This is a genomic window from Anaeromyxobacter dehalogenans 2CP-C (assembly GCF_000013385.1).
In the GTDB taxonomy this organism is placed as follows: domain Bacteria; phylum Myxococcota; class Myxococcia; order Myxococcales; family Anaeromyxobacteraceae; genus Anaeromyxobacter; species Anaeromyxobacter dehalogenans_B.
This window is the reverse complement of record NC_007760.1, coordinates 2,001,610-2,022,872: the sequence shown is the minus strand read 5'-3', so window position 1 is coordinate 2,022,872 and position 21,263 is coordinate 2,001,610. Positions and strand designations below refer to the sequence as shown.

Here is a 21,263-nt window from a genome sequence, read left to right as displayed (position 1 = left end):
GCGCAAGTGCGCGACTGCACAGGCCGTGCACGCTGGCAGGCGCCTTGCTCTGGTGGCGCGCGCCGCGCGGCGACCGCCGCGCGCCACCGCGAACCCGCTTCCGAGAGGATCCATGCACCCACGCCGCCTCGTGCTGCTCGCCGCCCTCTGCCTCGCGCCCGCCGCCTTCGCGGTCGCGAGGGCCTCCGCCAAGCCCGCCTCGAAGCCCGGTGCCGCACGCCCGGCCGCGGCCGCCGCGCTCTCCGCCCGCTCGCAGGCCTGCCTCGACTGCCACGCCGACGCGAACGCCGGCATCGTCGAGCAGTGGCACGAGAGCGCCCACGCGAAGAAGGGGGTCGGGTGCCTCGAGTGCCACCGGGCCTCGAAGGGCGAGGCCGACGCGTTCGAGCACAATGGCGAGCTGGTCGCGACCATCGTCACGCCGCGCGACTGCGCCCGCTGCCACGCGACCGAGAGCGCCGAGTTCGGCAAGAGCCACCACGCCAAGGCCGGCAACATCCTCGCCTCCCTCGACAACCAGATCGCCGAGACGATCGAGGGCGCGCGCGAGCCGTTCGCGCCGTTCGCGGCGTCCGCCGCCGGAAGGGCCGGCGCGCCGGCCGGCCCGGTGAACGGGCTCGCCAGCGCGCAGGCCGGCTGCCAGCAGTGCCACGGCAACAAGACCGCGCTGAAGGCGAGGACCGGCGCGCCCATCACGGTGGACGACCTGAAGCCCGGCCCCGACGGCAAGCCCACCCGGCCCGAGGTGCTGGCGCGGGTCCTGCGCGACGCCGAGGGCAAGCCGGTGTTCGTGGAGGGCACCTGGCCCAACACCGGCATCGGCCGGCTCAACCTCGACGGCTCCCTCGGCTCCTGCGCCGCCTGCCACAGCCGCCACGACTTCTCCGCCCGGCGCGCGCGCCAGCCGGAGGCCTGCGGCACCTGCCACCTCGGCCCGGACCACCCGCAGAAGGAGATCTACGAGTCGTCCAAGCACGGCGTCGCCTACCGCGACGCGCGCGAGCGGATGAACCTGGACGGCGAGAGCTGGGTGCTCGGCAAGGACTACGCGGCCGCGCCGACCTGCGCCACCTGCCACATGTCCGCGAACGTGAACGGCGGCAAGGTCACGCACGATCCCGGCGAGCGCATCTCCTGGACGAACCGCCCGCCGGTCTCGCTCCCGATGGACACCGACGCGGAGCACCGGGTGGTCACCGCGTCCGACCCGGCCCGCCGGAAGGCCGCGGTGGTGGACACCGCCGCCCAGAAGCGCGACCGCATGAAGACCGCGTGCAACGTGTGCCACGCGACCTCCACCGTGGACGCGGCGTACCGGCAGTACGACGACCTCGTCGCGCTCTACAACGAGAAGTTCGCGAAGCCCGGCCAGGCGCTCATGGACGCGCTGTACGCGCAGGGGATCCTGACCCGCACGCCGTTCGACGAGAAGATCGAGTGGGAGTGGTTCGAGCTGCACCACCACGAGGGCCGCCGCGCGCGCCACGGCGCCGCGATGATGTCGCCCGACTACGCCCACTGGCACGGCATGTACGAGGTCGCGAAGCGCTTCTACGAGGGCGTGGTCCCGGAGGCGCGCGAGGCCATCGCCCACGCCGAGGCGGCCGGCCGCAAGACGCAGGCGAGGGCCGCCACCGCGGTGCTCGACGGCATCCTCGCCCGCCCCGAGCACGCCTGGTACCTCCAGGAGAAGGCGTCGCGGGTGCAGGCCGCGCCGTAGGCGCCCCGTCCTGGCTGCCGGGGGCGCCCGCGCGGGCGCCTCCGGCGCGCTAGGGTGATCCTGCGTGCGCAGGCTCCTCACGGTCCTCGGGACGCTCCGCGGCAGGCTGGTGCTGCTGGTCTGCTTCGCGACGCTGCCCGCGATGCTGTTCACGTTCTACGCGGCGAGCGCGGAGCGCACCGCGGTGCTGCGCCGCATCGAGCAGGAGGCGCTGCTGCTCGCGCAGCTCGCCTCGCGCGAGCACGGCCACCAGCTCGAGGGCGCGCGCACGCTGCTGCGCCGCCTCGCCGGGCTGCTCCGGGCCGCGCCGGAGGCGGGCGACGCGGCCCGCTGCCCGGAGCTGCTCCCCGCCCTGCTCGCCGGGTACCCGCAGTTCACCACCATCGGCATCCTCTCGCCGGACGGCCGGCTCCGCTGCAGCGCCCGGCCCGCGCCCCCGGGGGTGAGCTTCGCGGGGAACGCGGCGCTCGAGCGCGCGCTCGGGTCCTCCGACGTCGAGGTGGGCGAGTACGCCGTGGGCCCGGTGGTGGGGCGCCCGGTGCTCCACCTCGCCTACGCGGTGCGCGGCCCCGGCGGCGCGCCGGCCGAGGTGCTGTTCGTCGGCCTCGACCTGCAGTGGCTGGACCAGCTCGCGCGCCAGGCCGAGCTGCCGCCCGGCTACGCGCTCGTGATCGCCGACCGGAACGGCACCGCGCTCGGCCGCTCGGGCGACGGCGCCTGGCCGGCCCGGGCGGTGCGCGATCCGGCGCTGGCGCGGGCGGTGGACGCGGCGGGGCAGGGCACCGTGGCGGAGGCGTCCGGCGCGGACCGGCGCTTCCTGGTGGCCGCCCCGGTGGCGGCGGTGCCGGGCGTGTCGGTGGTGGCGAGCCTGCCGTACACGCGGGTCGCGGCGCAGGCGAACCGCGCCTTCTACCGGACGGTCGCGGGGCTGGCGCTGCTGACGCTGTTCACCATCGGCTGCGTGCTGCTCGCGGCCGAGGTGTCGGTGCTGCGCGTGCTGCGGCACCTCGCGCGCACCGCGCGCCGCTTCGGGGAGGGCGACCTCGCCGCGCGGGCCGAGACGCCGTCCGCGCACGGGGAGCTCGCCGAGCTGACGCGGGCGTTCAACGCCATGGCGGACGCGCTCGCGGCGCGCCAGCGCGAGGCGGTCGAGGTCCAGGGCCGGCTCCGCGCCATGTCGCACCGGCTGGCGGCGGCGCGCGAGGCCGAGGCGGCCGCCATCGCGCGGGACCTGCACGACGAGCTGGGGCAGGTGATCACCAGCGTGAAGGTGGACCTCGCGGCGCTGCAGCGGGCGGGCGCCGACGGCGAGGACCCGGGGGCGCGGCGCGCGCGGTTCGCCGAGCTCGCGCAGCGGCTCGACGAGGCGGTGGCGTTCGTGCGGCGCGTCTCCTCCGACCTCCGCCCGCCGGTGCTGGACCGGCTCGGCCTCGCCGCCGCGCTCGAGGGGCTGGTGCGCGACCTCGAGCAGCGCACCCGGCTGGCGGTGTTCCTGGACGTGGACCCCTCGGTCGAGCCGGTCGAGTGGCTGCCGGCCGTCACGCTGTTCCGGATCGTGCGCGAGGCGCTCACCAACGTGGTGCGCCACGCCGGCGCGACCGAGGTCGCGATCGAGCTGCGCGCCACCCCGGCCGCCCTGGTGCTCACCGTGCGTGACGACGGCAAGGGCATCGGCCCCTGGGCGGCGGACGACCGGCGCTCGCTGGGCATCCACGGCATGCAGGAGCGCGCCCTGCTCGTGGACGGCACGTTCGAGATCGCCGGGACGCCGGGCGGCGGCACGACCATCGTGGTAACGATCCCTCGGACGAGGACGGGCGGACCCGATGCTGCGCATCCTGCTGGCTGACGATCACGCGATGTTCCGGTCCGGGCTGCGGCGCATCCTCGAGGCCGAGTTCCCGGGCGCGTCGGTGGGCGAGGCGGCCACCATCGCCGACGTGCAGGAGCGGCTCGGGGCGCAGCCGTGGGACGTGCTGCTGCTCGACATCTCGATGGCCGGGCAGAACAGCCTGAACGCGCTCCCGCCGCTGAAGGAGCGCCACCCGCGCCTGCCGGTGGTGGTGCTGAGCATGTACGGCGACCGCCAGTTCGTCATCCAGGCGCTCCGCGCGGGCGCGTCCGCGTACCTCACCAAGGAGCGCGCGCCCGAGGAGCTGATCCGGGCCATCCGCAGCGTGCTCGCGGGCCGGCGCTACGTCGGCGACGACCTGGCCGAGCAGCTCGCCGACCACCTGGCCGGCGGCGGCACCGGGAGCCCGCACGAGCGGCTCTCGCCGCGCGAGCTGGAGATCTTCCTGCAGCTCGCGGCGGCGCGCTCGGTGTCGGAGATCGCCGAGCGGCTCCAGCTCAGCGTCAAGACCGTCAGCACCTACCGCGGCCGCATCCTGGAGAAGATGGCCCTGCGGTCGAACGCCGAGCTGATGCAGTACGCGGTCCGCCACGGGCTGGTCGGGTAACGCGGCGCGGCCCGGTCGGGCGTCGGACGGACGCCGACACCCGGGCCGCCCGTCGTCCTACGCGCACGTCGGACGCCGGCCGATGCACGCGCCGGCGCGCCGTCGGCATGCTGTGGGGCATGGAGACGGCCGTCCGCCCCGAGCCTGCGCCGAGCCCGCTGCGCGAGCACCTCGCCGCCGGGCTGAAGGGGCTCCACCCCGCGTACTTCGCGCTGGTGATGGCCACCGGCATCGTGTCGATCGTCTCGGACGTCCTCGGCCTGCGCGAGGCGGCGGCGCTCCTGTTCTGGCTGAACGTCCCCGCCTACGCGGTGCTCTGGCTGCTCGTCGCGGCGCGCGCGCTCCGGTACCCGCGCGCGCTCGCCGCCGACCTCGCCAGCCACCAGCGCGGCCCCGGCTTCTTCACCTCCGTCGCCGCCACCTGCGTGCTCGGGCTCCAGCTCGTGCTGCTCCGCGGCGACGCGGCCGCGGCGCTCGCGCTGTGGTGGGTGGGGATGCTGCTCTGGTGCGCCTGCACGTACGCGGTGTTCGTGGCGCTCGCGGTGCGCGATCCCAAGCCGACGCTGGGCGAGGGCATCAACGGCGGGTGGCTGGTCGCGGTGGTGGCGACGCAGTCGGTGGTGGTGCTCGGGACCCGGGCGCTCGTCCCGCGCTACCCCGGCAGCGAGGCCGTGCTGTTCTTCCTGGCCTCGCTCTGGCTGTGCGGCGGGATGCTCTACGTCTGGATGATCTCGCTCATCTTCTACCGCTACATGTTCTTCCGCTTCTCGCCGTCCGACCTGATGCCGCCCTACTGGATCAACATGGGCGCGGTCGCGATCTCGGTGGTGGCGGGGACCTCGCTCGCCGCGCTGGCGCCCGGCTCCGCGTTCCTGGGCGCGCTGCTCCCGTTCGTGAAGGGGCTGACGCTCATGTTCTGGGCCACCGCCACCTGGTGGATCCCGATGCTGGTCCTGCTCGGGATCTGGCGCCACGGCGGCCCGTCCCGCATACGGATCGCGTACGACCCGCTGTACTGGGGGCTGGTGTTCCCGCTGGGCATGTACGCGCTGTGCACCTACCGGCTCGGGGAGCTGTTCGCGATGCCGGTCCTGCCGTGGGTGGCGCGCACGTTCGCGACGGTGGCGCTGGCGGCGTGGCTGCTCACGGCGTTCGGCCTGGCCGGCCGCTTCCTGCAGCTCGTCGTCCTGGCGGTTCGGTCGTTGCACGCGGAGCGCGGCGCGGCCGGCCCGCAACCCGGCAGTCTCGAGCGAATGGCGAGGAGATCATGAACCGACCCGGCGTCCTCACGTCCCCTGGCAGCATCCCGCTCCGCCCGCGGCGGCGCGATCCGTCCGGCCCGGCGTCCGCCCGCGCGCGCGTCGAGGCGCGGCAGCGGGTCGGGAAGATCCTGGTGGTGGCGGGCTGGATCGTCTCGCTCGCCGGCGTCGCCATCTACTGCGTGACCAGCTTCGCCGCCGGCGCCGACGCGGACCTCGCCGCGATCCTGATCGACGGCGCCATCCCCGCGGCGCGGGCGGGCCTGGCGGTGGTGGGCGTCGGGACGCTGACCTGGGTGGTCGGCTCGATCCTGCACCTGAACGCGTCGCTCGATGCCGCGGACGCGGAGCGGGACGGGCCGGCCGAGGGCTGAGCGCGGGCGCGGCGTTGGGTCGCGCCGTTCCGTGTGGCGTCAGGGGCGCGGCCGGAACATGCTCAGGGCAAGCCGCGGCGGCCCGATCCCTCGGCCGCGGGGCGCCACCGCATGCACCACGCCGACGCCGACCCGCCCGGGCGCCGCGCCTCGACCGGCCACCCCCTGCTCCGCGCCGCCCTCGCGCTGGGCTGCGCGCTCGCGCTCGCCGCGCCCGCGGCGGCCGCCGACGGCGCGCCGGCCGGGCGATCGCCGGCGCGCGAGCGCGTCATCGTCGGCGGCGACCAGAGCTACCCGCCCTACGAGTTCCTCGACCAGCAGGGCCGGCCGGCGGGGTTCAACGTCGAGCTCACCCGCGCCGTGGCACGCACCGTGGGGCTGGAGGTCGAGTTCCGCCTGGGCCGCTGGGCCGACATGCGGCGGGCGCTCGAGGCCGGCGAGATCGACGCGCTGCAGGGGATGTCCTACTCGGAGGAGCGCGCGAAGGAGGTGGACTTCACGCCGCCGAGCCTGATCGTGCACCACGCCATCTTCGCGCGGAAGGGTGACCGGCCGGTCCGCTCCCTCGCCGACCTCGCCGGCAAGGAGGTGCTGGTGCTGCGCGACGGCATCATGCACGACACGCTCCGGCGCGAGCACCCCGAGGTGAAGGTCGTCCCCGCCGACACCCACGCCGACGTCCTGCGCCAGCTCGCGGCCGGCAGGCACGACTACGCGGTGATGGCGAAGCTGCCGGGGCTGTACCTGGTCCGCGAGCTGGGCCTCTCCAACCTGACCGCCATGGACCAGCCGGCGGCGGTGGAGCGCTACGGCTTCGCGGTGCGCCGCGGGAACGAGGCGCTCGCGGGGCGGCTCGCCGAGGGGCTGGCGATCGTGCGCAACACCGGCGAGTACCAGGCCATGGCCGACGCGTGGCTGGGCGTGCTGGAGCCGCGCGGACCGACGGCGCAGCAGGTGGTGCGCTGGGGCGCGTTCGTGGTGATCCCGCTGGTGCTCCTGCTCGCCACCATGGCGGCGTGGTCCCGCACCCTGCACCGGCAGGTGACGCGCCGGACCGCGGACCTCACCCGAGAGATCGCCGAGCGCAAGCAGAAGGAGGAGGAGCTGCGCGCGAACCAGCTGCAGCTCCTCCAGGCCGACAAGATGGCGGCGCTCGGCGTGCTGGTGTCGGGCGTGGCGCACGAGATCAACAACCCGAACGGCCTCATCCTGCTCGACCTGCAGGTGCTCGACGACGTGCTGCGCGACGCGACGCCCATCCTCGACGCGCACGCGCGCGACCACGGGGACTACCCGCTCGGCAGCCTGCGCTGGTCGCGGCTGCGCGACGCGCTCCCGAGGATGATCTCGGACGCGCTCGACGCCTCGCGGCGCGTGAAGCGGATCGTCGAGGACCTGAAGGACTTCGCCCGGCAGGAGTCGCCGGAGCTGCGCGACGGCGTGTCCATCGACGAGGTGGCCCGGACCGCGGCGCGCCTGGTCGAGGCGCTGCTCAAGAAGAGCACGGAGCGCTTCGAGCTGGCGCTGGAGCGGGGGCTGCCGCCGATCCGGGGCAACCCGCAGCGCCTGGAGCAGGTCCTGGTGAACCTGCTCGTGAACGCCTGCCAGGCGCTCCCGGATCGCTCGCGCGGCATCCGCCTGCGCACGTTCCTCGACGAGGCGAGGGGCGCGGTGTGCGTGGAGGTCCGCGACGAGGGGGTGGGGATCGAGCCCGCGCACCTGGCCCGGCTCACCGACCCGTTCTTCACCACCAAGCGCGACACCGGCGGCACCGGGCTCGGCCTCGCGGTCTCCGCGGGCATCGTGAAGGAGCACGGCGGGACGCTCGAGTTCGAGTCGGCGCCGGGGCAGGGGACCGCCGTCCGCGTGGTCCTGCCGGCGGCGCGCAGGGAGGCCGCGTGAGCGAGAGCGCGTATCCGCCGTTCGCCGTGCTGCTCGTGGACGACGAGCCGGGCTGGCTCCGGACCATGTCGCTCAGCCTGGAGCGCTCGCTCGGCCTGACGAACCTGCTCACCTGCGAGGACCCGCGCGAGGTGATGGGCCTGCTCGAGCGGAACGAGATCGGGCTGGTGCTGCTGGACCTCACCATGCCGCACCTGCCCGGCGAGGAGCTGCTCCGCCGGATCGTCGAGGCGCACCCCGAGGTGTCGGTGATCGTGGTGAGCGGGCTCAACCAGCTCGAGACCGCGGTGCGCTGCATGCAGGCGGGCGCGTTCGACTACTTCGTGAAGACCAGCGAGGAGGACCGGATCGTCAAGGGCGTGGGGCGCGCCATCCGCATGCAGGAGCTGCAGCGGGAGAACCGCGAGATCCGCCGGCGCTTCCTCGACGACGCGCTCGAGCACCCGGAGGCGTTCGACCGGATCGTCACCGCCGACGCGCGCATGCACGCGGTCTTCCGCTACGTCGAGGCGGTGAGCCGGAGCCGGCAGCCGGTGCTGGTGACCGGCGAGAGCGGCACCGGCAAGGAGCTCATCGCGCGCGCGGTGCACGAGGTGTCGGGCCGCACCGGCGAGCTGGTGCCGGTGAACGTGGCCGGCCTGGACGACACGGTGTTCGCCGACACGCTGTTCGGCCACGTGCGCGGGGCGTTCACCGGCGCCGCCGAGGCGCGGGCCGGCATGGTGGAGCGCGCCGGCGAGGGCACGCTGTTCCTCGACGAGATCGGCGACCTGAGCCCGGCCTCGCAGGTGAAGCTGCTGCGCCTCCTGCAGGAGGGCGAGTACTACCCGCTCGGCTCGGATCGGCCGCGCTGGATGCGCGCGCGGGTGGTGGTCGCGACGCACCAGGATCTCGCCGCGCGCCAGGCGGCGGGCACGTTCCGCGCCGACCTGTACTACCGGCTGCGCGCCCACCACGTGCACCTGCCGCCGCTCCGCGAGCGCCGGGGCGACATCCCGCTCCTGCTCGAGCACTTCCTCGGCGAGGCGGCACGGGAGCTGGGCAAGAAGAAGCCCACCCCGCCGAAGCAGCTCGCCGGCCTGCTGGCGAGCTACGCGTTCCCCGGCAACGTGCGCGAGCTGCGCGCCATGGCGTTCGACGCGGTGGGCGCGCACCAGGGCCGGGTGCTGTCGATGGAGGCGTTCCGGCGCGCCATCGGCGAGGCCGAGGTGGCGCACGAGGGCGACCGGCGCGGCGAGCCGCCCGCCAGCCCGTTCGCGGCGCTGGAGCGCATCCCCACGCTCGACGAGGCGGACGAGCTCCTGGTGCAGGAGGCGCTCCGGCGCGCCGGCGGCAACCAGTCGCTCGCGGCGCGCTTGCTCGGGATCACGCCCTCGGCGCTCTCGAAGCGCCTGAAGGCGCGGCGCGAGGCCGAGGGCCAGCGCGAAGGGTAGGGAGATCCCTCAACCTTGTGAGTTCGGTCACGGTGGGTCAACCCCGCCGGATTCCTCGCCTTGCGCGCGCGCCCCGCCCGGCGCGTTGCCTTTGCTCAACCCCCTTCGGCCTGCGCGCCGCCGCCGCACCGCGCGCGGAACCCGGCGCCGCCGCTCGAGATCCCCGCCGTCGCCCGGGTTGGCACCGCCGTTGCCATCCAGCCGCTCCGAGAGCCGCCCGGAGGCGGCGAGGAGACGGCATGACGACGAGGACGAGGCTGGAGCACGACTTCCTGGGCGAGCGCGAGATCCCGGACGACCGCTACTACGGCGTCCAGACGCTGCGCGCCCTCGAGAACTTCCCCATCACCGGCGTCGCCATCTCGGGCGTGCCGGAGCTGGTGCGGGCGCTGGCGCAGGTGAAGAAGGCGGCCGCGCAGGCGAACGGCGAGCTGGGCGTCATCCCGGCGGGCGTGGCGCAGGCCATCTGCGCGGCCTGCGACGAGATCGTCGCCGGCGAGCTGCACGACCAGTTCCCGGTGGACGTGATCCAGGGCGGCGCCGGCACCTCCACCAACATGAACGCGAACGAGGTGATCGCGAACCGCGCGCTGGAGCTCATGGGCAAGCGCAAGGGCGAGTACCAGTTCGTGCACCCGAACAACCACGTCAACTGCTCGCAGTCCACCAACGACGCCTACCCGACGGCGTTCCGCATCGCGCTCCACGCGAAGCTCGGCCAGCTCGTGGCCGAGCTGCGGCGGCTCCAGCAGGCGTTCGCCGCGAAGGGCCGCGAGTTCGCCGACGTGCTGAAGATGGGCCGCACGCAGCTCCAGGACGCGGTCCCCATGTCGCTCGGCCAGGAGTTCGAGGCCTACGCGACCACCCTGGGCGAGGACGTGCAGCGGCTGGAGGAGGCCCGCGCCCTGGTACTCGAGGTGAACATGGGCGCCACCGCCATCGGCACCGGCATCAACGCGCCCCCCGGCTACACCGAGCTCGTCACCCGGCGCCTCCGCGAGATCGTGGGCACGCCGCTCGTCTCGTCGGAGAACCTCATCGAGGCCACCTGGGACACCGGCGCCTACGTGCAGATCGCGGGGGTGCTGAAGCGCGTCGCGGTGAAGACCTCCAAGATCTGCAACGACCTCCGCCTGCTCTCCTCCGGTCCCCGCACCGGCCTGGGCGAGATCAACCTGCCGCCGCTCCAGCCCGGCTCCTCGATCATGCCGGGCAAGGTCAACCCGGTGATGCCGGAGGTGGTGAACCAGATCTGCTACTACGCCATCGGCGCGGACCTCACCGTCACGCTCGCGGCCGAGAACGGCCAGCTCGAGCTGAACGTGATGGAGCCGGTCATCGGCTACGGCCTGTTCACCTCGATCTCGTACATGGTGAACGGCTTCCGCGTGCTGCGCGAGAAGTGCGTGGACGGGATCACCGCGAACCGCGAGCGCTGCCGCGAGCTGGTGGTGAACAGCATCGGCATCGTCACCGCGCTCAACCCGATCATCGGCTACGAGGCCTCGGCGGCGGTCGCCCGGGAGGCGCTGGTCACCGGCCGCTCGGTGGCCGAGCTGGTGCTGGAGAAGCAGCTCGTCTCGAAGGAGCTGCTCGACGAGGTGCTCTCCACCGAGAACCTGCTCCGCCCGCGCTACATCAACCCGAGCCTGCCCGCGGCCGCGCCGCGCCGGCAGAAGGTCGCGTAGCCGGAGCCCGCCATGATCTGGCTCCAGCTCGTGGTCGTCCTCGCCGCCATCTTCGTCGGCGCCCGGCTCGGCGGCATCGGCCTGGGCGTCATGGGCGGCCTGGGACTCGGCGTCCTCACGTTCGTGTTCCACCTGCAGCCCACCTCGCCGCCCATCGACGTGCTGCTCATGATCGCGGCGGTGGTCACCGCGGCCGGCGTGCTCCAGGCGGCGGGCGGGCTCGACTACCTGGTCTCGGTGGCGGAGCGCATCCTCCGCTCCAACCCGGACCGGATCACGTTCCTCGGCCCGCTCGTCACCTACGTCTTCACGCTGTTCGCCGGCACCGGCCACGTCGCCTACTCGGTGCTCCCGGTGATCTCCGAGGTGGCGCGCGAGACCGGCGTCCGCCCGGAGCGCCCCATGTCCATCTCGGTGATCGCCTCGCAGCAGGCCATCACCGCCAGCCCCATCTCCGCCGCGACCGTGGCGCTGCTGGGCATGCTCTCCACCGGCGCCGCCGGCGCGGCCTTCCACATCGAGCTCATCGACATCCTGAAGGTGTGCATCCCGTCCACGCTGCTCGGGGTGCTGGCGGCCGCGTTCGTCGCGAACCGGATGGGCAAGGACCTGGAGGAGGACCCCGAGTACCAGGACCGCGTGGCGCGCGGGCTCGCCGCGCCCACCGGACGCCAGGCGCTCGCGGCGGCCGACGGCGGCGAGCCGGTGCGCGCCGCCGCGCCGGTCACGGCGAAGATCGCGGTGGGCATCTTCCTCGCGGCGGCGCTCGCCGTGGTGCTGTTCGGCTCCTTCCCGGGCATGCGCCCGCAGTGGACCACCGCGAGCGGCGTCACCAAGCTCGGCATGCCGCACGCCATCGAGATGGTGATGCTCTCGGCGGCGGCGCTCATGCTGATGGTCTGCCGGGTGGACGTCTCCAAGGTCGCGACCGGCAGCGTGTTCGGGGCCGGCGTGCAGGCGGTGATCGCCATCTTCGGCATCGCGTGGATGGGCGACACGTTCTTCGCCGGCAACATGGAGGTGCTGGGCGGCAGCATCAAGGGCATGGTCACCGCCGCGCCCTGGCTGTTCGCGGCCGCGCTGTTCGCGCTCTCCGTGCTGCTCTACAGCCAGGCCGCCACCGTGCGCGCGCTCATGCCGCTCGGGATCGCCCTCGGCATCCCGGCGCCCGCGCTGATGGCGATGTTCCCGGCGGTGAACGGGTACTTCTTCATCCCCAACTACCCGACCATCGTCGCGGCCATCAACTTCGACCGCACCGGGACGACGCGCATCGGGCGCTGGGTGCTGAACCACAGCTTCATGGTCCCCGGCCTGATCTCGACGGTGGTCGCGATCGCCACCGGGCTCGTCATCGTCCGCTTCATGTTCTGACCCGCAGCCCGCACCGACACCTGAGAGAGAGGAAGCCATGAGACCGCTCGTCTCGGCAGCGCTCTTCGCCTGCCTCGTCGCCGCCCGCCCCGCCGCCGCGGAGCCGCCCGCCATCACCGTCTACGGCAAGATGGACGTCGGCTACGCCCACGTTCAGGGCGCGAACGGCGCCGTCCCGCACCAGACCCCCACCGACCTCGTCGAGTCCGGCCAGCTCTCGGGCAGCCGGCTCGGCTTCAAGGCCACCGAGGACCTCGGCAACGGCATCAGCGCCCTGTTCCTGGTGGAGACCGGTGTCAGCCTCGACACCGGCTCCTCCACCAGCGCGCAGTTCTGGGGGCGGCAGGCCTACGCCGGCCTGACCGGCGCCTGGGGCAAGGTCACGGTGGGCCGCCACCAGACCCCCGGCTACTACGTGCAGTGCGACGTCGATCCGTTCGAGATCGGCACCGTCGGCAACATCGAGAACCTGCTCAAGCGGCAGTCGCGCACCGACAACTCGGTCCAGTACGTCACGCCCACGTTCGCCGGGCTCGAGCTGACCGCGCTCTGGGCCCAGAACCGCGCCGGCCCGGAGACCGAGGGGAACGGCGACGACACGCCCGGCTTCTCCGGCGGCCTGCGCTGGAAGTACGGCCCGGTGTTCGCCGCGGTCGCGTACTACCAGGACAAGAGCAAGGTGACCGACGTCATCACCCGCATCGGCAACGCCGGCGCGACCTGGGATCTCGGCGTCGTGAAGCTGCACGCCTCGGGCGGCTTCTACCGCCTGAGCGACGACACCGCCCAGCAGACCAGCGCGCTCGCCGGCGTCACCGTGCCGCTCCCGGTGGTCGGCGGCAGCGTCCGCGCGTCCTACTCGCAGATGTGGGAGGACGCCGCCGAAGACGCCGGCGCCTCCAAGTACGCGCTCGGCTACGTCCGTCCCCTGGCGAAGAAGACCGACGTGTACCTGGTCTTCGCGCACATCGAGAACGAGCGGAACGGCACGAAGACGTTCGACATCACCGACGCCATCGCGAAGGCGGGCGGGGTGGACGGCGTCTCGGCCGGCCTGCGGTACGCGTTCTAGCCGCGCGAACGGTCGTCCCCGGTCCGCGAGCACCGCCTGTTCCGCCGAGAGGTGGGGCCTCGCAGCGGGGGAGGGCGCCTGGATGGTCCAGGCGCCCTCTTTTCGTTTCCGGCTCAGATGCGCAGCACCTCGCCCTTCAGCGAGTACAGGATCGCCACCACCTCGTTGCGCTCGGGCGCGCCGATCCCGTTCCGCTCCAGGGCGAGCACGATGTCGTCGATGGCGGCGACGAGCTCCTGCTCGTTGACGTTCATGCCGGTGTGCACCTCTCGGAGGTCCCGGCCGGTGTACGCCTGGGGGCCGCCGCTCCCCGACGCGAAGAACTCCACCGTCACGCGCTTCAGCCGCGCCGCGGCCGCCGCCTCGTCGCCGCCGAACGCCTGGGCGCCGCGCGCCAGCGCGAGCCGGAAGCGCGTGCCGATGATGGGGTTCTTCAGGTGGAGGTCGAGGACGTCGTTCACGATCTGCGCGATCTTCTCCTCGCCGCCGAGCCGCTCGTACAGGGACGCCGCCATGGCCACGCTCCTTTGCCGGCACCGCCGGCCGGGGAGTTGTGCGACGGCGCGCAACCCGGAGCCTTGCGCGCGCGTCCGGCAGGTTTGCCCGGGACGCCGCCGTCGCGCGCGCTGGGCGCTCACGCCCCGGTGGCGGCGCGCTCCATGTAGCTCTCGGGGTCGCTCAGGGGAGTGAACCCGGACCTGAGGTACAGCCGCGGATCGTGCGTCACGAGCAGCACGCGGCGCAGGCCCTGCAGGCTGGGGTGCGCGAGGATGCAGCGCATCATCCACGCGCCGAGGCCCTGGCCGCGGTGCTCGGGGAGGATGAAGTCGTCGGTGATGAACGCGAACGTGGCGCCGTCGGTGACGACGCGCGCGAAGCCGACCTGCCGGTCGCCCTGGTACACGCCGAAGCAGAGGGAACGCTCGACGGCGCGCTCCAGCACCTCGCGCGTCATGCCGAGCGTGTCCCAGAACTCGGTGGAGAGGAACCTGTGGACGAGGTCGAGGTCGAGCCGGTCCCGGCGCGTGCTGATCTCGTAACTGCCACGGAGCAGGTCCGGCCCGCCGGACGCCGCCTCGGTCGAAGGGAGCATGGGGTCGCCTCCTCGATCCTACGTCGCGACCGGTCGCCTCCCGGGCAAGCGCCATCCGGGGCGCCCGCTTCCCCATCGTCCCTCCTACGCGTTCGGTGAAGTAGCGCGCATCAATACAGAGACCAGGTCCGCGCCGAGGGGGGAGCCATGAGGGGATCGATCGCGGTGGCGGTCATCGTGATGCTCGCGTGCGGCGGAGGTGACCCGTCGCCGCCGGCGCCCGGACCCCAGCCCCAGCCCCAGCCTCAGCCCGATCCGCAGCCCCCGCCGCCGCAACCGCAACCCGATCCGCAGCCGGCGCCACAGCCGCAACCACCGCCGCCAGCGCCGCAGCCGGAACCCCAGCCGCCGCCGCCGGAGCCGCCCCCGCCCCCGCCGCAGCCGACGGCGTGCTTCCTCGAGGAGGGCGGGCACGGCGAGTGGCTCTACCACTTCGCCCGGATCGAGGGCGACTGCGGCGCCGGCAACGACTTCTCGAGCAACATGGCGCCGGGCACGTCCTTCACGCCGTGGGGGCCCATCGACACCTCGCCGTACACCAGCTGTGAGACGCTCTCGAACGTGGTCTCGTCCGACCGCTGCCAGAAGAACATCAGCCGGGAGTGCCTCACCGGCGGCGGCGACGTCACGTTCCACCTGGTCGAGGAGTTCCACCAGGAGTCGGCCACGCGGATCACGTTCGCGATGGACTTCCGGCGCGATCCCATGGGCGAGCGCGTCATCGGATGCTCCGGCACGTACTACGGCACGATCACGAAGCAGTGAGGGCGCCGCCGCTCACGCAGCCCGCGTGCCTCGAGAATCCGCTCGCCCCGAACTGTCGAGGGGCGGGCGGATCGCCTACCGCACCAGCCTGGGATCGAACGAGAACGGCTCGGGTGCGCCGTAGGCGAGGCGCGCCGCGTCGGGGTGGGCGGGGTTGAGGAGCACGTTCTGCTCCGCGGGGATCACCGCCGAGCGGACCAGCAGGACCGCCGTGCGCCGCTCCGCGACCCAGCGATCGCCGAACGCCGCGAGCGCCGCCGGCGCCGGGCTCTGGCGCCAGCCGCGGACGTAGACGGACGCCGGGGCGGTCTCGACCTCGAGGTCGTCGGGCCAGGTGGCCCGGCAGGCGGCGAGCGGCGCGTCGGCGAGGAACCGCTGCTCGGCGTGGGTGAGGAGCTCCAGCGCCGCGAGGGAGAGCGTGGCGCTCGCGTAGGCGACGGTGACGCCCTTCGAGTTCCAGCGGCCGCCGTACAGGCGCGCGCCCTCGCCGGAGAACGCGCGCCGGCCGTCCGGCGCATGGCGCGCGAAGGTGATGCGCCAGGCGTCCACCTCAGGAGAGGACGCCGTGCTCGAGCCGGCCCAGCTCGTCCATCACCGCGGTGAAGCCGTCGGCGGTGTCGAGCAGCGTGATGGGGATCTCGCCGCCGAGCGCGCGGCAGGAGGCGCGGACCCAGCCGCGCCCGTGCTCCTCGCCGAGCAGGTCCTCCGCCTTCGCGAGCACCCGCGCCGCGCGGACGGCGCGCTCGCTCTCCTCCGGCGTGAGCGGCTCGCCCTTCTCGAGGCGCCGGTGCACGGTCCGGACCGGGAGGCGCAAGCTCTCGGCCAGGTCCTTCACGGACATGTCGAGCGAGGACGCGAGCGTCTGCGTCGAGCGGGCGGGCAGGCCGGCGCGGATGAGGCCGGTCCAGCGGAGGTCGCCGGGGGCGAGGCGCGGGGCCTGGCTCGCCTTCCCGGGCCGCCCACCGCGCTTCGCGCGCACGGGGGCGGTGCGCGCCTTCAGGAGCGCCCGTCCGCCCAGGATCGCGATCGCCTTCGCCTCGGTGGTGCCGGCCATATGGCGATCATAATGCGCCACATGGCGCGACGCCAGACGGGGTCTCCGACGGCGAAGGTCGGACCGGGTCTCAGGGGGACGCGCGCACCGCCGCCACGATCGCGGGGTAGGCCGCCTTCCGCAGCGGCGCGGCCGCGTCGCCGCCGCGCGGGTGGCCGATCCGGACCACGACGAGATCGAGCGACGGTACCACCAGCACCGTCTGCCCGCCGAACCCGACCATCGAGAAGGCGTCCTCCGGCAGCGGAGTCCCCGGAGGGAAGCGCCAGAAGCCGGCGCCGTACACCGGCGCCTTCCACGCCGGGGCGGGGCTGCTCACCCGCTTCACGAAGCCCTCGGGCAGGAGCCGCTCGCCGTTCCAGACGCCGTCGCGGGCGTAGAGGACGCCGAGCCGCGCCAGGTCGCGCGCGGCGGCGAAGTGGTAGCCGATGAACAGCGGGTGGCCGTACGCGTCGGGCTCGGTGAGCGAGCGCGTCATGCCGAGCGGCGCGTAGAGGCTCCGCCGCGCGTACGCGAGCAGCGGCTCGCCGCGGGCCGCCGTGATGCGCTCGATGAGCCCGGTCAGCGCGAGCGGGCCGCAGTTGGCGTAGCGCCCCTCGGTCCCGGGCGGCTTCGCGAGCGGACGGGAGAGCGCGTAGCCGACCGCGTCCACCCCGCCGGTGTAGACGTATTGACTGTCGGTGTATTCCTTCGGCTCCTCCCAGTCGTCGTCGAACGGCGAGGTGCAGGCGAGGCCGCTGCTCATCTGCAGGAGGTCGATCGGCCGGATGGCGCGCCGTCCGTCCCCGGACCACTCCGGCAGCCCCGTCGGCGCGTCGAGCGCCAGCGCGTGCTCCTGCGCGAGCCGGCCGGCGAGCGTGGCGAGGACGCTCTTGCCGATCGCGGACGTGTCGAGGAGCGTGTCGGCGGTGGCGCCGTTCGCGTACCGCTCGGCGACGATCCGTCCACGGTGAACCACCACGACCGCGGCCGTCAGGGCGGCGGCGTCGTCGAACCAGGGCGCGATGGCGCGCGCGACCGCGTCCTGCTCCTCGCGCGGCACGGCCCAGCCCGCCGGGCCGAGGTCGTCCGGCCAGGGCGCCGTGGCCTGGGCGACGGGCACAGCGCCGAGGCGGGCCGGGTCGAGGTGCAGGTCGCCGTGCTCCGGCAGCGTGACGCACCCGAGCCCCTCCACCAGGCGCGCCGTCCGCGCCGGACCGCCGCGGACCGAGACCCGCACCTCGCGCCGGCCCCGGTCCACCTCGAGCCGGTCCACGCCGTCGCGATCGCCGTCGTTCACGACGAAGTAGGTGGAGTCGCGCCGCACCTCGCCGGGCTCGCGCCCCTGCAGGAAGACGCCGGAGCAGATCACGCCGGCGTGCCCGGCGGCGGCGAGGGAGCGCGCGTCGCGCGCGGCCGGGCCGGGATCCGCGGGCGTCGCGGCGAGGGGCGTGGCGGACGGTGGACGGGCGCTGGCGCACGCCAGCGTCGCGACGAGGAGGGTGGCGGCGGCGCGATGGTCCCGGCGACGCGAGCGAACGAAGGGCGTCGAGCGGCGCCCGCCGAGCTTGGCTGGCTGCATCCCCCGCTCGTAGGCGGCCGACCCCGGGCGCGCAACGGCTCCGAGAGGCCGCCCGTAACCGCCGCCGGCGCCCCGCGTATCCGCTGCAACCGCCAGCGCGCGTCGGTGGAGCGTCAGAGCGCTGGCCAGCGTGGAGAGCCGAGATGGAGATCGCGATGCGCGCCACCCCTGCTGCGGACGAGGCGATCGACGGGCGGACGCCCGCCGCCGCCGGGGCCGCGCCGTTCCTCGCGACGCACGGCGCCGTCGAGGCGCGACCCGGCGGTGGGAACCTCCGGTTCCGCGCCACGCACCGCTGGGATCAGGACGCCCGCGATCCTTCCGACCCAGCGCTCCCGCCGGGCGGCGACGGGCCGATGCCCGAGGGGCTCGATCTCCTTCCCCATGCCATCGCGGCGTGCATCACGGCCGGCATGGCGAGCATCGCGGCGGCGCGGGGCGGCGAGCCGGTCGGGGGCGTTCGGACGATGGTGGGCGAGATCGACCTGCGCGGCGTGATCTCGGTGCAGGCCGGCGGGTGAGCAGGCCCCCGCCGCGCCCGCCCGCATGCGCCACGCGGTGCGGGGCGCCGCGAGCGAGTGGCCCGGGGTTGGCCGGGTCGCGCGGGTAACCGGAACGACCCGCGCGCGTATTGCGTGGAGCGAGGTGCCCGTGCAGGCAGTGCTGGACCAGGTCGTGCTCATGACGGACGCCGCGAGCCCCGTGGAGCAGGCGGGCGCGTCGCGCGCCGACCGCGCCATGGAGCGGTATGCCTGCGGCGACGCCGACGCGTTCGCGGAGCTGTACGACGAGCTGGCGCCGCGCCTGTACCGCTTCGCCCACCGCTGGACGCGCAGCCGGAGCGCGGCCGAGGACACCGTCCAGCAGACGCTGCTGCAGATGCACGCCGCCCGGCAGCGCTTCGTGCGCGGCGGCGCGGTGCTCCCGTGGGCATACGCCATCTCGCGCCGGCTGCTCATCGACCTCGGCCGGCGCGGCGGCCGGGAGGAGCTGCGCGCGGACGGCGGCCGCGATCCCGAGGAGGCGGGCGCGGCGCCGTCGCCGGAGGATGCGCTGCACCAGCGGCGCGAGGAGGCCGAGGCCCGGCGCGACCTCGCGGCGCTCCCGGCCGGCTGGCGCGAGGCGTTCGAGCTGGTGAAGTTCGAGGGGCTCTCCGTGGCCGAGACGGCCGAGGCGCTCGGCATCACGCGCGGCATGGTGAAGATCCGCACCCACCGCGCCACCGCGGCGCTCCGCGAGGCGGTGGCGCTGCGGCGCCGCGAGGCGCTGCTGGAACCGGTCGCGCACGGCGCAGCGCGCGGAGACGAGCCCGGCAACGCCGGAGAGGGAGGTCGCTCGCGATGAGGCCCTCGTTCACGCCCCCGGAGACGCTGAAGCTGCAGGTGCTCGAGGCGGTCCGCCGGCGGCCGGTGCCGCCGCGAGACGATCGGGCGCCGGCCATGGCGGGGCTCGCCGCGCTCGCGCTCGTCGCCATGGCGGCCACCGTGCAATGGGGACCCCGGCTGCTCGGCGACGCGGGCGGCCTCGGGCACGCCGCCGGCCGCCCCGGGGCGATCGGCGCGGCCATCGCCGCGGGCAGCGTGGTGCTGGCGCTGGCGGCGACCTGGGCGGTGCAGTCCGGCAGATCCATGCTCGCGCCCCCGCGCGCGCTCCTCCTCGGGATCGCCGTGGGCGTCCCGCTGCTGGCGGGCGCGTGGCTGGTGCTCTGGCACGGCACGTACGACGAGCCGTTCACGCGGACCGGCTGGCGGTGCTTCGCGCTGACCGCGCTCACCGCGCCGTGGCCGTTCGCGGCGCTCGTGCGCGCGCGGCGCCGGGTCGAGCCGCGCCACCCCGCGGCCGTCGGCGCCGCCCTCGGCGCGGTCGCGGGCGCCTGGGCCGCGGTCATGGTCGAGCTCTGGTGCCCGCTCTCGGTCGGCTCGCACGTCCTCGTGGGCCACGTGCTCCCGCTCGCCGCGCTCGCGCTGGCCGGCGCGGCCATCGGTGCGCGGGCGTTCCGGCTCCGGCGCCTGTAGCGGCGGCGCTGTCCCCTCCTCGCGTCAGGCGGCGCGCGCCCTGCGACGACGGGTGGGCCTGCGCGCCCGCAGCAGCACCGCGGTCGCGAGGCGGGCGATCCCCGGTCGCGGAAGGGCGCCCGCGGCCTCCCGCTCGGTGACCGCGAGCGTGGCGACCGGCGCCCGGCCCGCGACCGAGGCCATCTGCTCGAAGGCCCGATCCGCCCCGCGACCGCCCATCGTGGCCACGAACGCGACCGGCGGGAGCCGCCCGCGCGCGAGCCAGAGGTACGTCCGCACCGGCGAGCTCACCGACAGGGCCCAGACCGGCGTCGCGATCACCACCGCGCCGTAGGTGGCGGGGTCGTGCCGCGGGCGCTCCAGCGGCACGAGCACGCCCGCCAGCGCCTCCGCGCCGCTGCGGAGGAAGCCGAGCACGCCGGCGCGGTCGGTGGGGTCGTGCAGCGCCTCGAGATCCGCGTCCAGCGCGGCCGCGACCGCGCGGGCGATCCGCCGCGTGTGCCCCGACCGCGAGTAGTAGGCGACGAGCACCTTCGGGCGGTCCATGGTGGTCCCCTCCCACGCCAGTCTCGCGCCGGGCGCCCGGGCCGGCGGGGCCGCGAGCGAGGCGGGGTGCGGTCGTGAGGGGTGGCCCGAACGGCGGCGGCGGGATGACGCTCGGCGGACGAGAGGCGCTCATCCGGTCATCACCTCGCAGCCGTCGCGGGTCACGACGACCGTGTGCTCGAACTGCGCCGAGAGGCTCCCGTCGGCCGTGACGACGGTCCACCCGTCCGCCAGCAGCCTCACCTCCGGCCGGCCGAGGTTCACCATCGGCTCGATGGTGAGGGCCATGCCGGTCCTCAGCTTCACGCCCTGTCCCCTCGGGCCGACGTGCATCACGAGCGGCGGGCCGTGCATCGCCTTGCCGATGCCGTGACCGCCGTACTCGCGCACCACGCTGCAGCCTCCGGCGCGCGCGACCTCCTCGATGGCCGCGCCGACGTCCCCGAGGCGGACGCCGTGGCGCACGACCGCCACGCCGGCGTCGCGGCAGCGGCGGGCGACCTCGACGACGTGCCGCGCGTCCGCGGAGACCTCGCCGATGCAGAACGTCGCCGAGGTGTCCCCGTGGAAGCCGTCGAGGCGCGTGGTCACGTCCACGTTCACGATGTCGCCGGGGCGCAGCCGCTCCTCGGCGCGCGGGACGCCGTGGCAGACCACGTCGTTCCGGCTCGTGCAGACCGCCGCAGGAAAGCCGTGGAAGCCGAGCTGGCTGGGGTGGCCGCCCCGGCGCGCCGTGTCCTCGCGTACCCAGGCGTCGATGTCGGCGGTGGAGACGCCCGCGGCGAGCCGCTCTGCCACGTGCGCCAAGGTCGCCGCAGCGGCCCTTCCCGCGTGCCGCATCCGCTCGATCGCCTGCTCGCCCAGCAGCGGGATTCCCATGCCGGCAAGGTGCCAGCGAGCCGCCGGAGGGGTCCAATGCTGTCTCGGCATCGGCCCGTGCGCCCGCCG

The 21,263-nt window shown here is 74.6% G+C and carries 21 protein-coding genes; 14 read left to right on the top strand and 7 right to left on the bottom strand.

Annotated features, from left to right (window positions below):
* Positions 1-112 precede the first annotated feature (112 nt).
* From ADEH_RS09165 to ADEH_RS09120, 10 genes are all read left to right on the top strand, one after another.
* Positions 113-1,720, top strand: coding sequence for a multiheme c-type cytochrome (locus ADEH_RS09165; RefSeq protein ID WP_011420820.1), 1,608 nt, complete (start codon positions 113-115; stop codon positions 1,718-1,720).
* A 64-nt stretch (positions 1,721-1,784) separates the two neighbouring features.
* The gene (locus ADEH_RS09160) at positions 1,785-3,569 is read left to right on the top strand and encodes a sensor histidine kinase (protein WP_011420819.1); all 1,785 of its coding nucleotides are present in this window, start codon (positions 1,785-1,787) and stop codon (positions 3,567-3,569) included.
* Positions 3,547-4,179, top strand: coding sequence for a response regulator (locus ADEH_RS09155; protein WP_011420818.1), 633 nt, complete (start codon positions 3,547-3,549; stop codon positions 4,177-4,179). The genes ADEH_RS09160 and ADEH_RS09155 overlap by 23 nt, the downstream gene beginning before the upstream one ends.
* A 119-nt stretch (positions 4,180-4,298) precedes the next feature.
* Positions 4,299-5,450, top strand: coding sequence for a tellurite resistance/C4-dicarboxylate transporter family protein (locus ADEH_RS09150; RefSeq protein WP_232287461.1), 1,152 nt, complete (start codon positions 4,299-4,301; stop codon positions 5,448-5,450).
* On the top strand, positions 5,447-5,812 hold the full coding sequence (locus ADEH_RS09145; RefSeq protein WP_011420816.1) for a hypothetical protein: 366 nt from the start codon (positions 5,447-5,449) through the stop codon (positions 5,810-5,812). Before ADEH_RS09150 ends, ADEH_RS09145 begins: the two co-directional genes overlap by 4 nt.
* 111 nt (positions 5,813-5,923) lie before the next feature.
* Positions 5,924-7,714, top strand: a complete 1,791-nt coding sequence (locus ADEH_RS09140) for a transporter substrate-binding domain-containing protein (RefSeq protein ID WP_011420815.1) — start codon at positions 5,924-5,926, stop codon at positions 7,712-7,714.
* Positions 7,711-9,147 (top strand): sigma-54-dependent transcriptional regulator, encoded by a 1,437-nt coding sequence (locus ADEH_RS09135; RefSeq protein WP_011420814.1) that lies wholly within the window; start codon positions 7,711-7,713, stop codon positions 9,145-9,147. Before ADEH_RS09140 ends, ADEH_RS09135 begins: the two co-directional genes overlap by 4 nt.
* 239 nt (positions 9,148-9,386) lie before the next feature.
* Positions 9,387-10,835: an aspartate ammonia-lyase gene (aspA, locus tag ADEH_RS09130; protein ID WP_011420813.1), complete on the top strand. Its 1,449-nt coding sequence runs from the start codon at positions 9,387-9,389 to the stop codon at positions 10,833-10,835.
* A 12-nt stretch (positions 10,836-10,847) separates the two neighbouring features.
* Entirely contained in the window at positions 10,848-12,209 is a 1,362-nt protein-coding gene (locus ADEH_RS09125; RefSeq protein ID WP_011420812.1) for an anaerobic C4-dicarboxylate transporter family protein, read from the top strand.
* A gap of 37 nt (positions 12,210-12,246) precedes the next feature.
* Positions 12,247-13,281, top strand: a complete 1,035-nt coding sequence (locus ADEH_RS09120; protein WP_011420811.1) for a porin — start codon at positions 12,247-12,249, stop codon at positions 13,279-13,281.
* Between the two features lie 113 nt (positions 13,282-13,394).
* Here the strand turns inward: ADEH_RS09120 and ADEH_RS09115 are convergent, their stop codons facing one another.
* Positions 13,395-13,796 carry a group I truncated hemoglobin gene (locus ADEH_RS09115; RefSeq protein ID WP_011420810.1) on the bottom strand — a complete coding sequence of 134 codons (402 nt, stop codon included), beginning with the start codon at positions 13,794-13,796 and terminating at the stop codon, positions 13,395-13,397.
* Between the two features lie 119 nt (positions 13,797-13,915).
* Positions 13,916-14,374 (bottom strand): GNAT family N-acetyltransferase, encoded by a 459-nt coding sequence (locus ADEH_RS09110; protein WP_011420809.1) that lies wholly within the window; start codon positions 14,372-14,374, stop codon positions 13,916-13,918.
* 147 nt (positions 14,375-14,521) lie between these two features.
* Between ADEH_RS09110 and ADEH_RS22990 the strand changes: the two genes are divergently transcribed.
* Positions 14,522-15,139 carry a hypothetical protein gene (locus ADEH_RS22990; protein WP_011420808.1) on the top strand — a complete coding sequence of 206 codons (618 nt, stop codon included), beginning with the start codon at positions 14,522-14,524 and terminating at the stop codon, positions 15,137-15,139.
* A 75-nt stretch (positions 15,140-15,214) separates the two neighbouring features.
* On the opposite strand, the gene ADEH_RS09100 is transcribed toward ADEH_RS22990, so the two are convergent.
* The 3 genes from ADEH_RS09100 to ADEH_RS09090 all read right to left on the bottom strand — a co-directional run bounded on the left by ADEH_RS09100 (position 15,215) and on the right by ADEH_RS09090 (position 17,754).
* The gene (locus ADEH_RS09100) at positions 15,215-15,688 is read right to left on the bottom strand and encodes an RES family NAD+ phosphorylase (protein WP_011420807.1); all 474 of its coding nucleotides are present in this window, start codon (positions 15,686-15,688) and stop codon (positions 15,215-15,217) included.
* Between the two features lies 1 nt (position 15,689).
* Entirely contained in the window at positions 15,690-16,193 is a 504-nt protein-coding gene (gene parS / locus ADEH_RS09095) for a type II RES/Xre toxin-antitoxin system antitoxin (RefSeq protein ID WP_041453448.1), read from the bottom strand.
* A 70-nt stretch (positions 16,194-16,263) separates the two neighbouring features.
* A complete protein-coding gene (locus ADEH_RS09090) occupies positions 16,264-17,754 on the bottom strand; it encodes a serine hydrolase domain-containing protein (protein WP_011420805.1) in 1,491 nt (496 codons plus the stop codon).
* 143 nt (positions 17,755-17,897) lie between these two features.
* Between ADEH_RS09090 and ADEH_RS22560 the strand changes: the two genes are divergently transcribed.
* The 3 genes from ADEH_RS22560 (at position 17,898) to ADEH_RS09075 (ending at position 19,769) form a co-directional block, all read left to right on the top strand.
* Positions 17,898-18,275, top strand: coding sequence for a hypothetical protein (locus tag ADEH_RS22560; RefSeq protein WP_011420804.1), 378 nt, complete (start codon positions 17,898-17,900; stop codon positions 18,273-18,275).
* 130 nt (positions 18,276-18,405) lie between these two features.
* The gene (locus ADEH_RS09080) at positions 18,406-19,098 is read left to right on the top strand and encodes an RNA polymerase sigma factor (RefSeq protein WP_041453447.1); all 693 of its coding nucleotides are present in this window, start codon (positions 18,406-18,408) and stop codon (positions 19,096-19,098) included.
* On the top strand, positions 19,095-19,769 hold the full coding sequence (locus tag ADEH_RS09075; protein ID WP_011420802.1) for an NrsF family protein: 675 nt from the start codon (positions 19,095-19,097) through the stop codon (positions 19,767-19,769). The genes ADEH_RS09080 and ADEH_RS09075 overlap by 4 nt, the downstream gene beginning before the upstream one ends.
* A gap of 24 nt (positions 19,770-19,793) precedes the next feature.
* On the opposite strand, the gene ADEH_RS09070 is transcribed toward ADEH_RS09075, so the two are convergent.
* Complete coding sequence (locus ADEH_RS09070; RefSeq protein WP_011420801.1) at positions 19,794-20,315, bottom strand: hypothetical protein; 522 nt, start codon at positions 20,313-20,315, stop codon at positions 19,794-19,796.
* 129 nt (positions 20,316-20,444) lie between these two features.
* Positions 20,445-21,194, bottom strand: coding sequence for a type I methionyl aminopeptidase (gene map / locus ADEH_RS09065; protein ID WP_011420800.1), 750 nt, complete (start codon positions 21,192-21,194; stop codon positions 20,445-20,447).
* Positions 21,195-21,263: the final 69 nt, after the last annotated feature.